The following is a 13401-nucleotide window of genomic DNA, read 5'->3' on the forward strand; positions in this document are numbered from 1 at the left end:
CACCCGCCGCCGCGCTCAGGCGCCGGAGATGTCCAGGCCCAGCTCCTGGGCCGCCTCAAGGGCGAGATCACGCGCGTAGCCCTGACCGGCGCCCGCCTCGCACAGCACCCGGTGGACGCCCGTGAGCGCCCGCCTGTCGCCGCGCGCGGCCAGGCCGCGGGCCGCCTCGGCCACGGTCGTCACGTCACGGTCGGCCAGCCGGGCGGCCAGCGCCTCCCTGATCCGGGCGGTGTCGGCCGGCAGGCCGGCGAGGCCCATGGTCGCCCAGTCGCGCACCTCGTCGTCCCCGCACTCGGTCAGCCGGATCAGGGCGGCGAGGCCGTCCTCGTCGCCGGACGGCAGGACCGCGGCGAGCGCGACCGGGTCGTTGACGGTGGGTTCGCGCCCCGGGCCGCCCACGATCGCCAGCACCTCGGGCAGGGCCCGCTCGTCGGCCCGGTGGCCGAACGCCGCGAGCAGGGCCTCGACCACCGCGGGCTCGGTCTCCCGGCGGGCCAGGTCGCGCAGGATGCCGAGGACCTCGTCCTGCCGGTCGTCGTGGCCCGTGTCCTGTCCCGGGAGGTGGCCCGTGTCGCGGCCGAACTGGGCGAGGACGTCGACGCCGAACTCCCGCCGCACCGGGTCGTCGCTCTCGCACAACCGCGTCACCGCCCGGAACGTCTCCTCGTCGTGGCGCCCGCGCAGCGCGTGGACGGCCGCCCACCACGTCTCGTCGTCCTCGTCCAGGTCGCGGTAGGGCAGGACGCGGCGGAGCAGCTCCTCGGGCGGCGGCCGGAGGCCGAGCGCCGCCTCCAGGACCGTGGCGGCGGCCGCGTGCCCGTACTGGCGGGCCACGGTGTAGACGCCGGTGCGGGCGCCCTCGCCGCGCGCCTCGACGGTGACCCGCCGGGTGCCGTCCGGCGCGGCGGAGTGCGCCACCAGCACCGTGTGCTCGCCGCCCAGCCGCGCGGCGGCGTCGTCCCGGAGGACCGCCTCCAGATCGGCTCCCGCCAGACGGGCGGCGATCTCCAGCGGGGTCGCGCCGTCCCAGCCGGGCGCGGCCGGGTCCGCGCCGTGCTCCAGCAGGGACCAGACGATCCCGTACGCCCCGAACAGCGCGGCCAGCGTCAGCGGCGTGTCGCCGTCCTCGTCGGCCAGGCCCGGATCGGCCCCGGCGTCGAGCAGCACGTCGGCCGACTCGAGGTTGCCGTTGGCCGCCGCCCACAGCAGGGCCGTCCAGCCGCCCTCCTCCGCCGCGTCGGGGTCGGCGCCTCCGTCCAGCAGCGCCTGCACGGTCTCGGCGTGGTCCCAGCAGGCCGCGGCGCACAGCGGCAGCCCCTCCTCGGGCCCGCCGCTCGGCCGGTCGGGGTCCGCGCCGTGGTCCAGCAGCAGCCGGACGATCTCGTGGTGCCCTCCGGCGGCGGCCCGGTAGAGCGGCGTCGTCCCCTGGGCGGGGTCGACGGCGGGGGACACAGGGGAGGACACAGGGGATACCGGGGCCTCCGGGTGCAGCATCTCCGCCACCCGCGCGGCGTCCCCCTCCGCGATCGCCTCCAACAACCTGCTGCGGGTCACGTCTCCATGCTCACACAACCCCTTCTCGAGGACCCCGCAGGGATCGTCCCCAGGGAGGATGGGGAGCGGGGCCGGTCGGGGTTACGGTGGGGGACGTGAACGATCCGGGTGGCATGCGGGCGTCCGACGCCGAGCGCGAGTCCGTGGTGGAGCGGCTGAGGGTGGCGTCCACCGAGGGGCGGCTGACGCTGGCCGAGCTGACCGAGCGGACCGAGGCCGCCTATCTGGCCCAGACGCACGGCGAGCTCGCCCAGATCATCGCCGACCTGCCGGGCGGCGCCCCGGCCCCGGCCCCCGCGCCCGCGGCTGCGGCCGCCTCGCAGGGCAGGATGCGCAAGTGGATCGTGGCGGTGCTGGGCGACGCCAAGAGGACCGGCTCGTGGCGGATCGACGACGGCATCGGCGCGGTCAGCGTGCTGGGCGACGTGACCCTCGACCTGCGGGAGGCCGAGGTGCGCGGGCGTGAGGTGGACGTCGTCGCCGTCTGCGCACTGGGCGACCTGAAGATCATCGTGCCGGACGGCGTCGACGTGGAGCTCTCCGGCGTCACCGTCCTGGGCGACAAGAAGGTCCAGGTGATCGAGGCTCCCGCCGGGCAGGCCGCCCCCGTCGTCAGGGTCAGGGCGTACGTCCTGCTGGGCGACGTGAAGATCATCGGGGACTCCCGGGCGCAGCCGATCAAGCGCGGCTGGTTCGCCTGGAGCGAGTGGTGGCAGGAGCGCCGCGCCTCCCTCACCGAGGGATACGAGAGCTCCGAGCACGGCCTGCACGGGCTGCACGGCATGCACGGACTGCACGGCATGCACGGGCTCCGCCCGCCCCGCCCGCCTCGTCCTCCCCGGCTCCGCGACCGCCGGCGCGACTCCCGCTGAACGGCCCCCGAGCGCGCGGTCGTACGGGGCGACGCCGATCGCCGGCGACCAGGACGTCGTGATCCGCAGGCCCGACGGACAGGGGATCCTCTGCCGTCAGGCCGCCTGGCGGGCGGCGCGGACGGCCTGGGCGTGGCGTTCGAGCAGGAGCGTGACCAGTTCGGGGGCGGCGCCGAGGACGCCGCCCACGGCGTGCGCCCCGGCGTCCAGGGCGTCGCGCCGCACGGCGTCGGCGAAGTGGCCGGGGGCCAGCAGGTACGGCGCGACGACGACCCGCGGCGCGCCCGCCAGTATGAGCCGTTCGACCTCCTCCCGGGGCCTGGGCGCGGCGGCGGAGGCGTAGGCGGCGGTCACCGACCACCAGGGGCGCTCCCGCGCCCACGCGCGGGCGACGGCGGCGATCGTCGCGTTCGCCCGGCCGTCACTGGACCCGGCCGAGACCAGCACCACGGCGGTCTCCGGGTCGCCGATCCCCACCCCGGCCTCGGTGAGGCGGCGTTCGAGGGCCCGGACCAGCAGCGGGTGCGGGCCGAGCGTGGGGCCGCAGACGGCCCGCAGGCGCGGCGCGCGGGCCGACGCCTCCCGCAGTGCCGCCGGGATGTCCACCCGGCTGTGATAGGCGGCGGTGAGCAGGAGGGGGAGCACGACCGCCTCGTCCAGGCCCGACAGCGCCCGCGGCAGCGACGGCGGGGCGTGGTCGAGGTAGGCGGCGCGGACGTCGAGGCCGGGCCGGGCCCGCCGTACGCCGTCGAGCAGGGCCTCCACCGTCGCGGTGGCGCGCGGGTCGCGGGACCCGTGCGCCACCGCGATCAGCGGCGCGTTCCCATGTGGAGCACTCGTCACAGGTGGATGCCGCACTCGATCTTGCCGAGGCCGGACCAGCGCCCGCTGCGCGGGTCCTCGCCCGGCGCCACGCGGCGGGTGCAGGGGGCGCAGCCGATCGACGGGTAGTCGTCGTAGTGCAACGGGTTGATCAGCACGCCGTTGTCGGCGATGTAGTTGTCGACGTCCTCCTGGGTCCACCGGGCGATGGGGTTGACCTTCACCATCTGCCGCTTGGCGTCCCACTCGACGACCTTGGTGTTCGCGCGGGTGGGCGACTCGTCGCGGCGGATGCCCGACACCCAGGCGAGGTACGGCTCCAGCGCCCGGTTCAGCGGCTCGACCTTCCGCAGGTAGCAGCACAGGTCGGGGTTGCGCCCGTACAGGCGCGGGCCGAGGTCGCGGTCCTGCTCCTCGACCGTCCTGGACGGCTTCACGTTGATCACGTTGACCTTGTAGACGGTCTCGACCGCGTCGCGGGTGCCGATGGTCTCGGCGAAGTGGTAGCCGGTGTCGATGAACAACACGTCGACGCCCGGCTTCACCCTGCTGACCAGGTCGATCAGCAGGGCGTCGCTCATCGACGAGGTGAGACAGAGGCGGTCGCCGAACGTGGCCGCGGCCCACCGGATGATCTCCCGGGCGGGGGCGTCCTCAAGGAAGCGCGCCGCGGACTCCACGATCCCCTGGAGGTCCAGCGTCGCCCGCTGCCGCTCCAGGCCCGCCTCTATCTCTGCCACCGACATCGTTACTCCTCACACGTCGTTCACTGGTTCATCGGATGATCGGACGACAAGCCTTCGAACAATCACGAACGCACGCCGACGCCGAGGAATTTCACCCGGAAGGCACGGGCGCAGGCCCTGCAGTACCATCCGTGGCTCTCCTCCTCGGTCACGTAGGGCTCCAGGTCCTCGTCGCCGCAGTACGGGCAGTAGAACGGCGCCGCCCGCTCGCTCATTTGAGGTCGCTTTCGTCGGCGCGCTGGACCCACTCGGCGAAGGTCTCGCCCTCGTTCCGCTGCTTCTCGAAGTTGCGGGCGACCCGCTCGACGTAGTCGGGCAGTTCCTCCGCCGTGGTCTTGAGCCCGCGCACCTTCCGGCCGAAGGTCGGGTTGAGCCCGATCGAGCCGCCCAGGTGCACCTGGAAGCCCTCGACCTGCTCACCCTTGTCGTTGGCCACGAGCTGGCCCTTGAGGCCGATGTCGGCGACCTGGATGCGGGCGCAGGAGTTCGGGCAGCCGTTGACGTTGATCGTCAGCGGCTCGGCGAAGTCCGGCAGGCGCCGCTCCAGCTCGTCGATCAGGGCCGACGCGGTGGCCTTGGTCTCGACGATCGCGATCTTGCAGTACTCGATGCCGGTGCAGGCCATCGTCTGGCGGCGGAACGTGGACGGGTTGACCTGGAGGTCGGCGGCCTCCAGCTCGCTGACGATCGACTCCACCTGGTCGGGGGCGACGTCGAGGATGACCATCTTCTGCTCGACCGTCGTGCGGATCCGGGCGGAACCGTGCCGCTCGGCGATGTCGGCGATGCGGTGCAGCGTGTCGCCGTCCAGCCGGCCCACGCGCGGGGCGAAGCCGACGTAGAAGTTGCCGTCCCGCTGCGGGTGGACCCCGACGTGGTCACGCCGGCCGCTCTGCGGCGCCTCCGGAGCCGGGCCGTCGGGCAGGGCGTACCGCAGGTACTCGGTCTCCAGGACCTGGCGGAACTTCTCCGCGCCCCAGTCGTTGACGAGGAACTTGATCCGCGCCCGGTGGCGCAGGCGGCGGTAGCCGTAGTCGCGGAAGATGCCGGTGACCCCGGCCCACACCTCGTGGACCTGGTCGGGCCGGACGAACGCGCCGAGCCGCTGGGCGAACATCGGGTTGGTCGACAGGCCGCCGCCCACCCAGACGTCGAAGCCGGGCTCGCCCTGCTCGTTCACCACGCCGACGAACGCGACGTCGTTGATCTCGTGGACGGTGCAGTGGGCGGTGCAGCCGCTGATCGCCGTCTTGAACTTGCGCGGCAGGTTGGAGAACGCCTTGTCCCCGACGTACCGGTCGTAGATCTCGTGGATCTGCGGCGTGCCGTCGATCACCTCGCCGGCGTCGATCCCGGCCAGGGGGCAGCCGAGGATGACGCGGGGGGTGTCGCCGCACGCCTCGGTGGTGGACAGGCCCACCGCCTCCAGCCGCCGCCAGATGTCCGGGACCGACTCGATCTCGATCCAGTGGAGCTGGATGTTCTGCCGGTCGGTGACGTCGGCGGTGCCCCGGCCGTAGTCGTTGGAGATGTCGGCGATGGTGCGCAGCTGCTCCAGGCTGAGCTGCCCGCCGTCGATGCGGACCCGCAGCATGAAGTAGCGGTCGTCCAGCTCCTCGTCCGGCAGGATCGCGGTCTTGCCGCCGTCGATGCCGGGCTTGCGCTGGGTGTACAGACCGAACCAGCGGAAGCGCCCGCGCAGGTCGGCGGGGTCGATCGAGTCGAACCCGCCCTTCGAGTAGATGTCGATGATCCGCTGGCGGACGTTGAGCCCGTCGTCGTTCTTCTTGTTCTCCTCGTTCTTGTTCAGTGGCTCACGGTAACCGAGAGCCCACTGACCTTCGCCGCGCGGGCGTCTGTGGTGGCGGTTCGCCGGGCGGGCCGGGGTGCTCATGGGCACACGTCCTTCTCCGAGGCTCGGGTCGAGATCGGTCTTCGGCGGACACCGGCGCAGGCGGCCTCTCACCTCGCCGGCGGCATTGCGCGGCCGAGTATGAGGGCATACGAAAACGACGCCTGGCCGAGCGCCCGGGTAACGGAGGGCGACGGTCAGCCGGCGTCGATACAGATCGCGCTACGGACGCGCAGGAGATCGACGTGGCGTCGCACGACGAGCAACGGGTCCGCTGGCATGTCCCAAACGATACCCCCGAGATCCTGGATGTCCAAGTTCGTGTCCAGGATGCGGGATTGTAACGGCATAATGACGGGAGGTTGTCAGCCCTTGCGGACCCAGTTCTCCGGCGGCTCCGCCTCGCGGTCCTGCTCGGCCGGCTCCTTGTGCTGGCAGTCGCACCAGGACCCGCCACGGCACTCCTCGTGCCTGTGTTCCCCGCACGCCCGGCAGATCATGTCTTCATTGTTCCCCTCCCATGACAGCCGGATGACACCCGCACAGACCGAGGTGAGAGGCGCGATCCTCGCGGGCGGAGGGCGGGGACCCCTATTCTGGGCGGCGACGATCCGCTCGCACGTCACGTGATAAGAGCCACGCCGGCGGGTAGAGCCCAGTTCTCATGACCGGTTGGGTGCCATGACCTCCACGGACGCGCGGGCGCGCAGGCCGCGGCGCATCACGCGCAAAGGCATGGCCATCGCCCGCGCGCGCCTGACCTGGGTACGTGAGACGACCATCTGGGCCCTGGTCAAGGCGACCACGATGGCGGGGGTCAACTACCGGGTGACCGGGCTGGCGGGCGAGGCGGCGTTCTTCGCCCTGCTGTCGCTGCCGCCGTTCGTGCTGGGGCTGCTCGGGGTCATGGGTCATCTGAGCGGGCTGCTGGGCGACGCCGGCGTCGCCGAGATCAGGCGCTGGGTGGTGGACCAGTCCGAGTTGTTGTTCACGCACAACACGGTGGAACGGGTCGTGCAGCCGCTGCTGTCCGACGTGCTGAGCGGCGGCCAGGTCTCGCTGATCTCCGTCGGGTTCCTGCTGTCGCTGTGGTCGGGCTCGCGCGCCCTGTTCGTGTACGTCGACCTCATCTCCATCGCGTACGGGCTGGGGGAGACCCGGGGGATCATCCGCACCCGCGTCCTGTCGTTCGGCCTCTACGTCGCGGCGCTGCTGATGGGCCTGGTCGTCATGCCGGTCCTGGTGATCGGCCCCACGCTGATGTCCAACGCCCTGCCCAGGTACGCCGCGCTGGTGACGATCCTCTACTGGCCCGTGCTCGTCGTCGGCTCGGTGCTGATGCTCACGCTGCTCTACCACGTGAGCGTGCCGCACCGTACGCGCTGGTGGCGGGAGACGCCGGGGGCCGTGCTCGCGCTGGTGATCTGGATCGTGTGCGCGGCGTTCCTGCGCGAGGTGCTGGCCGCGTGGTTCACCCCGCTGTCGATCTACGGCTCGCTGGCCGCGCCCATCGCCGTGCTGCTGTGGCTCTACATCACCGCGCTCGCCGTGCTCATCGGGGCGACCCTGAACGCGGAGATCGACCGGCTGTGGCCGCTGGGCGGCGCCCCCCGGCACGAGCACCATCACCGCAAGTCCGGCAAGGCATGATCTGGCCCCGTCGCCGATGAGTGAGGGCACCGCCGCGTCCCGATAAGGTGGGGAGGGTCGCGACTGGCGCTGACGAGCCCGGCAGGGGAGCGTCGCTAGGTGGGGCACCACCGGGGAGCGAATCAGCGGAGGCCGTGCGCCTGGGTCGCCGCCGCTGTCGACGTGGAGAAGGAAGGCGCCATGGCTGAGCACTCGCTGAACGTCGTCGATCCCGAGATCGCCGAACTGATCAGGGCGGAGGAGCGGCGGCAGGCCGACACCGTCAAGCTGATCGCGTCCGAGAACTACGTGTCCAGGGCCGTCCTGGAGGCGACCGGGACCGTTCTCACCAACAAGTACTCCGAGGGCTACCCGGGCAAGCGCTACTACGAGGGCCAGCAGGTCATCGACCAGATCGAGACGCTGGCCGTCGAGCGGGCGAAGTCGGTCTTCGGCGTGAACCACGCCAACGTCCAGCCTTACTCGGGCTCGCCCGCGAACCTCGCCGTCTACCTGGCGTTCCTGAACCCGGGCGACACCGTCCTCGGCATGGGCCTGCCGTTCGGCGGCCACCTCACCCACGGCTGGTCGGTGTCGGCCACCGGCAAGTGGTTCAACTCCGTGAAGTACGGCGTGCGCCGCGACACGGGCCGGATCGACATGGACGAGGTGCGCGCCCTGGCGCTGGAGCACCGGCCCAAGCTGATCTTCTGCGGCGGCACCGCGATCCCGCGCACGATCGACTTCCCGGCCTTCGCCGAGATCGCCAGGGAGGTCGGCGCCGTGCTGGCGGCCGACATCGCCCACATCGCGGGCCTCGTCGCGGGCGGCGCCCACCCCTCGCCCGTCGGGCACGCGGACGTGATCTCCACGACCACCCACAAGACCCTGCGCGGCCCCCGCGGCGCGATGCTCATGGCGAACTCGGACGAGGTCGCCACCGCGCTCAACAAGGCCGTCTTCCCCGGCCTCCAGGGCGGCCCGCACAACCACACCACCGCCGCCATCGCCGTCGCCCTGCACGAGGCCGCCCGGCCGGAGTTCAGGGCGTACGCCGCGCAGATCGTGAAGAACGCCCAGGCGCTCGCCGACGAGCTCCTGAACCGCGGCTTCGACCTCGTCTCCGGCGGCACCGACAACCACCTGATCCTGATGGACCTCACGTCCAAGGGCGTCGGGGGCAAGCCGGCGGCGCAGGCGCTCGACCGGGCGGGCCTGGAGACCAACTACAACACCGTGCCGTTCGACCCGCGCAAGCCGTTCGACCCGTCGGGCATCCGGATCGGCACGCCCTCGGTCACGTCGCGGGGGATGGGCGAGGCCGAGATGCGGCAGATCGCCGCCTGGATGGACGAGGTCGTCACCGCCGTGGCCAAGGGCGACGCGGAGGACGTCGTCGCGCGGGTGCACGGCGAGGTCACGGAGCTGACGAGCCGGTTCCCGGCTCCCGGCCTTTCCTGATTCCTGAGAAAAAGGGTTGCGGGAGGTGGCGGCGGTGCTGCTAACGTTCCCGCATCCGACGCCGCTCGAGCGTCATGAGGGTGGCCGCCGGCGGCGGCCTGACACCAGGGAGGTGGGGACCATGCGGGTCTTTCTGACGACCATGCCGTCCGTCATCTCCCGGGTGTCCGCATAACCCTTTTCCGCAGGGACACCCGGTCTTTCCGAAGGGTGTCCACAGCAATGTCGTACGAACTCTCGCTTCTCGGCTGGCACGACGACCTCGCCGAGTCGCTTCCCGACCTTCCCGGCGGGGCCGTGCCCGGCCGGGTGGCGCGGGTCGACCGCGGCGCCGCCGAGGTCGTCGCCGCCGGCGGGACCCACCACGCGCGGCTGTCCGCCCGCGTACGGAGGGCCGCGGCGGCCGACCCGCTCGCGCTTCCGTGCGTGGGGGACTGGGTCGCGCTCACCCCCCTCGCCGAGGGCCGGCACGAACTGGCGGAGGTGCTGCCGCGCCGTACGGCCTTCGTCCGGGGCGGCGTGAGCCGCGACTCGCGCGGCGGCCTGTCCGGCGACGGCCAGGGGCAGGTGCTGGCCGCGAACGTCGACGTCGTCTTCGTGGCCGAGCCGTCCATGCACGCCGACGACTTCGCCGATCTCGGCAGGATCGAGCGCCTCGTGGCGCTCGCCTGGGAGAGCGGCGCCCGGCCGGTCGTGCTCGTCACCAAGGCCGACCTGTTCGCCGATCTGCAGGACCGGGTGCTCGGCGACCTGCTCGCCGACGTCGAGGCGGCGGTGCCCGGGGTGGAGGTCCACCCGGTCTGCTCGCTCACCGGCGACGGTGTGGACCTGGTGCGGGCCCATCTCGGCGAATCCGGCACCGCGGTGATCCTCGGTCCCTCGGGCGCGGGCAAGTCCACGCTCGTCAACGCCCTCGCCGGCGCGGAGGTGATGGAGACCCAGCGCGTCAGGGCCGGCGACGGGCGGGGCAGGCACACGACCGTCCACCGGCAGCTCATCCCGCTGCCCGGCGGCGGGCTGATCATCGACACCCCCGGCATCCGCCGGGTGGGACTGTACGAGACGAGCGAGGGCGTGGACCTGGTCTTCGCCGAGATCGACGAACTGGCCGGCAACTGCCGGTTCTCCGACTGCGGGCACGGGCAGGAGCCGGGCTGCGCCGTGATCGCGGCGGTGGAGTCGGGCGAGCTGCCCGAGCGGCGGCTGGAGAGCTGGCGCCGGCTTCAGCGGGAGGCGGCCTGGATGGCCCGCCGCACCGACGCGCGGCTGCGCGCCGAGGAGACCCGCAAGTGGAAGTCGATCCACCGGCAGATGCGCGGCATGGGCCGCCCGTAGCGGCCCGCGCGATCACGGGCCGGACACCAGAAGGGCGTTTCACGCCTGCCGTCTGTCCGGGGGGACAGGGGCGGGACGTGGAACGCCCTGTGGTGACGCTGTGGTGGAACCGTGGTGACGCGTGTCGGGGAAGGGGAAAATCGCTCAGGCGACGGCGCTGATGCCGGCGCTGGCGGCGCGGCGCATGCGGCGGCGACGCTCGGAAGCGCGCTCGTCCTCGTTGAGACCGCCCCAGGTGCCGTACTTCTCGGGCCGCGAGAGCGCGTAGTCGAGGCACTCCGCGCGCACAGGACACTGAGCACAGATGGCCTTGGCCTTGCGCTCCCGGATGTCGCGCTCGGGCTGACGCTCGCCGTCAGGACCGAAGAACAGCACCAGGTCCTCTCCCCGGCACGCGGCATCATCCTGCCAACCCCAGCTGGGGCGCGGGCGGGCGAGCTGCCGACGTACCTGAGACATGAGAAACCACCTTTGGTGAGAGGTATTTCAGTGTTTGTGCCGATTTGGACGCTTGTGGCGTCCCTTGTGCCAACGCCGGGATAGGCCGTGGTGTTCCCGGCTTCTCGCGAAGCCCTCAGGTCGATACCGGCATGAGCGGACTCAGTTCGGCCAACCTGTAGGTCGGGATTCCGTCGGCGCAGGTCATCCCGCACGGCGCCGAGAACACCGTGGGTTCGACCACGACCCGGAATCGCGACGTCCCACGCCCCGTCGTGCACCGCACGACGCAGACGGTGGAGTCGCCGACCGACCGGGAGGATTCCACGGCCACACCGCCGACCGAGATCTCGCCCGTATGAGCGCGGACGAAGTGCTCGGCGGCCTGGAGTGGCTCAGGGATACCCGCGCGTCCCCGGAAACGGTCGAGGACGACCTCGCCGTGCCGGTACGCGTTTGCCGCCGCGATCGCAGCAGCCTGAGACATGCTGCCGTAGTAGAGCCCGTGTGGCAAGCATACGAGGTTGGCGGCGTATCGATCGCCGCCAACATGTGTGGTTTCCCACACTTCGCCGGGCAGGTTCTCGCTAAGGAACCGGGCCAGCGGCAGTCCGAGCCGAGCGCAGCAGGCGTTGTGCTTGCCGTGGGTGCAGACCAGGAACATCGGCTCGTTCACCAGTATGCAGGACTCCGGAACCACTCCGTGCACGAGAGACCGCAGGTCAAGATCGTCCGGGCTTTCCGGGAACGCCTCCGCGAGCCACGGCTCGTTCACCGCGGCGGCGGCGAGGTAAACGTGCAGCGGGCCGCTCCGGGCCTCCCTGCGGCCGGGGCGGCGGATGAGCTGCGGCCGGATCCCGAGTTCGCGCGCGCGGGAGATCAGCGTGCGGGCGTCGTCCGGCAGCCGGCACTCCTCGATCTCCGCGGCCCAGGGCCCCGCGTGCTCGATGAGCAGCCAGAACCGGCCCTTCTTGGTCGCGCTCGCCAGGACGGGAGCCTCCCCCGTGTGGCACGCGGCGGGGTGCTCGCACCCGTTGGCCATCAGGTCCCGTCCCTCCCGTACGTTTCTTAGGTAAGACTAACCTTATCCAATGCGGTCAAGAATCGGGTGACTTCCCCGACGAATCAGGAACAAACGCCTTCGCGGTGGGGTCAGGTGCGATAAAGGGCGGCCTCGGCGGCGGGAAGGGCCGCCGCCCGGTCCTCCGCCACCAGGCCGATCCTGGTCCGCCGGTCCAGCAGGTCGCCGGCGTCGAGCGCGCCCTCGTGGCGGACCGCCCAGACCAGATCGGCCAGGGTGATCCCCGCCGCCACCGGCTCGGCCAGCTCCGGCTCGCGCCGCATCAGGTCCAGCACCGCCCCGGCCTCCGCGCCGTACCGCAGGACCAGCCGCCGGGGGAGGCCCGGCCGCACCGGTCCGGCCCCGGCCAGCGGCAGCCGCGCCGTACGGCTCGCGGGCGCGTGGGGGCAGGCGGCATCGACGGCGTCCTCGGCCATCCGGCGGTAGGTGGTGAGCTTGCCGCCGACGACGGTGACCACGCCGTCCGGCGAGCGCAGCACGGCGTGCCGGCGGGACAGGTCCGCGGTGGCCCCGCCCACCCGGCCCGCCCCGCCCGCCCCGCCCGGGCTGTCGACCAGCGGCCGCAGGCCGGCGAAGGCGCCCGCCACCTGGTCGCGGCCCAGGGGGCGGTCCAGCACGCCGCCGAGGACCTCCAGCAGGAAGGCCACGTCGCTCTCGGGCGCCTCGGGGACGTCCGGGACCGCGCCGTCCAGCGGCTCGTCCGTCAGCCCCACGTAGATCCGCCCGTCGGCCTGGGGGAGCACCAGCGCGAAGCGGGCGCGCTCGCCCGGGATCGGCACGTGCAGCCCCGCGCGCAGCGCGCCCAGGGCTCCCGGCCGCAGCACGAGGTGGGTGCCCCGCGACGGCCGCAGCGCCACCGAGGGCACCAGCCCTCCGGCCCACACGCCGGTCGCGTTGACCACCGCCCGCGCCCGGATGTCGAACTCCGCGCCGGTCAGCTCGTCGCGCACCCGGGCGCCGTCCCCGGCGAGCGCCAGCGCGCGGCACCGGGTGAGCACCCGCGCGCCGTGGGCGGCGGCCGTACGGGCGATCGCGACCACCAGGCGGGCGTCGTCCACCACCCGGCCGTCCCAGGACAGGAGTGCGCCGCGCAGGCCGTGCGGGCGCAGGGACGGGGCGAGGGCGAGCGCCCGCGCGGCGGTCAGGCGGGACGGCCCGGGCAGCAGGCTCCTCGGCGTGCCCGCGGCGGCCCGCAGCGCGTCGCCCAGCCGGTAACCGGTCATCACCGTCGCGGCCTCACCCGGGCCGACATCGGACGTCAGCGGCAGCAGGTACGGGTGCGCGGCCACGAGGTGGGGGGCGGTGCGGCGGAGCAGGACGCCGCGTTCCACGGCGCTCTCCCAGGCCACGCCGACCTGGCCGCTCGCGAGGTAGCGCAGCCCGCCGTGGACCAGCTTGGAACTCCACCGGGAGGTGCCGAAGGCCAGGTCGTGGGCGTCCACCGCGGCCACCGACAGCCCGCGTGAGGCGGCGTCGAGCGCGGCCCCGGCCCCCGTCACCCCCAGGCCCACCACGAGCACGTCGACGACGACCGTGCGCACCTTGTCGAGTTCCCGGGCCCGCCGGGCGGCGTTCAGTGAGGATTCCATGACCCCGCCTCTATGGTCGCGT

The 13401-nt window shown here is 72.7% G+C and carries 14 protein-coding genes; 4 read left to right on the forward strand and 10 right to left on the reverse strand.

Going from position 1 to position 13401, the window contains the following annotated elements:
• Positions 1–15: 15 nt before the first annotated feature.
• Positions 16–1554: an ankyrin repeat domain-containing protein gene (locus FED44_RS05920; RefSeq protein ID WP_244301746.1), complete on the reverse strand. Its 1539-nt coding sequence runs from the start codon at positions 1552–1554 to the stop codon at positions 16–18.
• Between the two features lie 95 nt (positions 1555–1649).
• Here FED44_RS05920 and FED44_RS05925 point away from each other — a divergent pair, with 95 nt between their 5' ends.
• Positions 1650–2426, forward strand: coding sequence for a DUF1707 SHOCT-like domain-containing protein (locus FED44_RS05925; RefSeq protein WP_138460012.1), 777 nt, complete (start codon positions 1650–1652; stop codon positions 2424–2426).
• Between the two features lie 96 nt (positions 2427–2522).
• On the opposite strand, the gene FED44_RS05930 is transcribed toward FED44_RS05925, so the two are convergent.
• From FED44_RS05930 to FED44_RS38020, 6 genes are all read right to left on the reverse strand, one after another.
• Positions 2523–3269, reverse strand: coding sequence for a sirohydrochlorin chelatase (locus FED44_RS05930; protein WP_138460013.1), 747 nt, complete (start codon positions 3267–3269; stop codon positions 2523–2525).
• Positions 3266–3994 carry a phosphoadenylyl-sulfate reductase gene (locus FED44_RS05935; RefSeq protein ID WP_111699547.1) on the reverse strand — a complete coding sequence of 243 codons (729 nt, stop codon included), beginning with the start codon at positions 3992–3994 and terminating at the stop codon, positions 3266–3268. Before FED44_RS05935 ends, FED44_RS05930 begins: the two co-directional genes overlap by 4 nt.
• Positions 3995–4056: 62 nt before the next feature.
• Positions 4057–4209, reverse strand: a complete 153-nt coding sequence (locus tag FED44_RS05940) for an Insertion element protein (protein ID WP_111699548.1) — start codon at positions 4207–4209, stop codon at positions 4057–4059.
• On the reverse strand, positions 4206–5888 hold the full coding sequence (locus tag FED44_RS05945; RefSeq protein WP_111699549.1) for a nitrite/sulfite reductase: 1683 nt from the start codon (positions 5886–5888) through the stop codon (positions 4206–4208). The genes FED44_RS05940 and FED44_RS05945 overlap by 4 nt, the downstream gene beginning before the upstream one ends.
• A gap of 155 nt (positions 5889–6043) precedes the next feature.
• A complete protein-coding gene (locus tag FED44_RS38390) occupies positions 6044–6196 on the reverse strand; it encodes a putative leader peptide (RefSeq protein ID WP_373868690.1) in 153 nt (50 codons plus the stop codon).
• 15 nt (positions 6197–6211) lie between these two features.
• Positions 6212–6346, reverse strand: a complete 135-nt coding sequence (locus FED44_RS38020) for a hypothetical protein (protein WP_259402300.1) — start codon at positions 6344–6346, stop codon at positions 6212–6214.
• A 181-nt stretch (positions 6347–6527) separates the two neighbouring features.
• Here FED44_RS38020 and FED44_RS05950 point away from each other — a divergent pair, with 181 nt between their 5' ends.
• The 3 genes from FED44_RS05950 (at position 6528) to rsgA (ending at position 10271) form a co-directional block, all read left to right on the forward strand.
• A complete protein-coding gene (locus FED44_RS05950) occupies positions 6528–7496 on the forward strand; it encodes a YihY/virulence factor BrkB family protein (RefSeq protein WP_244301747.1) in 969 nt (322 codons plus the stop codon).
• Positions 7497–7658: 162 nt separating this feature from the next.
• The gene (gene glyA / locus FED44_RS05955; protein ID WP_463674805.1) at positions 7659–8936 is read left to right on the forward strand and encodes a serine hydroxymethyltransferase; all 1278 of its coding nucleotides are present in this window, start codon (positions 7659–7661) and stop codon (positions 8934–8936) included.
• Positions 8937–9158: 222 nt separating this feature from the next.
• Positions 9159–10271: a ribosome small subunit-dependent GTPase A gene (gene rsgA / locus FED44_RS05960; protein ID WP_138460014.1), complete on the forward strand. Its 1113-nt coding sequence runs from the start codon at positions 9159–9161 to the stop codon at positions 10269–10271.
• A gap of 144 nt (positions 10272–10415) precedes the next feature.
• On the opposite strand, the gene FED44_RS05965 is transcribed toward rsgA, so the two are convergent.
• The 3 genes from FED44_RS05965 to FED44_RS05975 form a co-directional block, all read right to left on the reverse strand.
• Positions 10416–10730 (reverse strand): WhiB family transcriptional regulator, encoded by a 315-nt coding sequence (locus FED44_RS05965; RefSeq protein ID WP_076434697.1) that lies wholly within the window; start codon positions 10728–10730, stop codon positions 10416–10418.
• Between the two features lie 115 nt (positions 10731–10845).
• Complete coding sequence (locus FED44_RS05970) at positions 10846–11751, reverse strand: sucrase ferredoxin (RefSeq protein WP_111699553.1); 906 nt, start codon at positions 11749–11751, stop codon at positions 10846–10848.
• 110 nt (positions 11752–11861) lie between these two features.
• Positions 11862–13379 carry a glycerol-3-phosphate dehydrogenase/oxidase gene (locus FED44_RS05975; RefSeq protein ID WP_138460015.1) on the reverse strand — a complete coding sequence of 506 codons (1518 nt, stop codon included), beginning with the start codon at positions 13377–13379 and terminating at the stop codon, positions 11862–11864.
• Between the last annotated feature and the right edge of the window lie 22 nt (positions 13380–13401).

Source organism: Microbispora triticiradicis (assembly GCF_005864065.1).
Lineage (GTDB): Bacteria > Actinomycetota > Actinomycetes > Streptosporangiales > Streptosporangiaceae > Microbispora > Microbispora triticiradicis.

Bases quoted from the DNA above. Each gene is read 5' to 3' on its own strand.
- FED44_RS05935 (WP_111699547.1), bottom strand. From the start codon at position 3,994: ATGTCGGTGGCAGAGATAGAGGCGGGCCTGGAGCGGCAGCGGGCGACG.
- FED44_RS05940 (WP_111699548.1), bottom strand. From the start codon at position 4,209: ATGAGCGAGCGGGCGGCGCCGTTCTACTGCCCGTACTGCGGCGACGAG.
- FED44_RS05945 (WP_111699549.1), bottom strand. From the start codon at position 5,888: ATGAGCACCCCGGCCCGCCCGGCGAACCGCCACCACAGACGCCCGCGC.
- FED44_RS38390 (WP_373868690.1), bottom strand. From the start codon at position 6,196: ATGCCGTTACAATCCCGCATCCTGGACACGAACTTGGACATCCAGGAT.
- FED44_RS38020 (WP_259402300.1), bottom strand. From the start codon at position 6,346: ATGATCTGCCGGGCGTGCGGGGAACACAGGCACGAGGAGTGCCGTGGC.
- FED44_RS05950 (WP_244301747.1), top strand. From the start codon at position 6,528: ATGACCTCCACGGACGCGCGGGCGCGCAGGCCGCGGCGCATCACGCGC.
- rsgA (WP_138460014.1), top strand. From the start codon at position 9,159: ATGTCGTACGAACTCTCGCTTCTCGGCTGGCACGACGACCTCGCCGAG.
- FED44_RS05965 (WP_076434697.1), bottom strand. From the start codon at position 10,730: ATGTCTCAGGTACGTCGGCAGCTCGCCCGCCCGCGCCCCAGCTGGGGT.
- FED44_RS05970 (WP_111699553.1), bottom strand. From the start codon at position 11,751: ATGGCCAACGGGTGCGAGCACCCCGCCGCGTGCCACACGGGGGAGGCT.
- FED44_RS05975 (WP_138460015.1), bottom strand. From the start codon at position 13,379: ATGGAATCCTCACTGAACGCCGCCCGGCGGGCCCGGGAACTCGACAAG.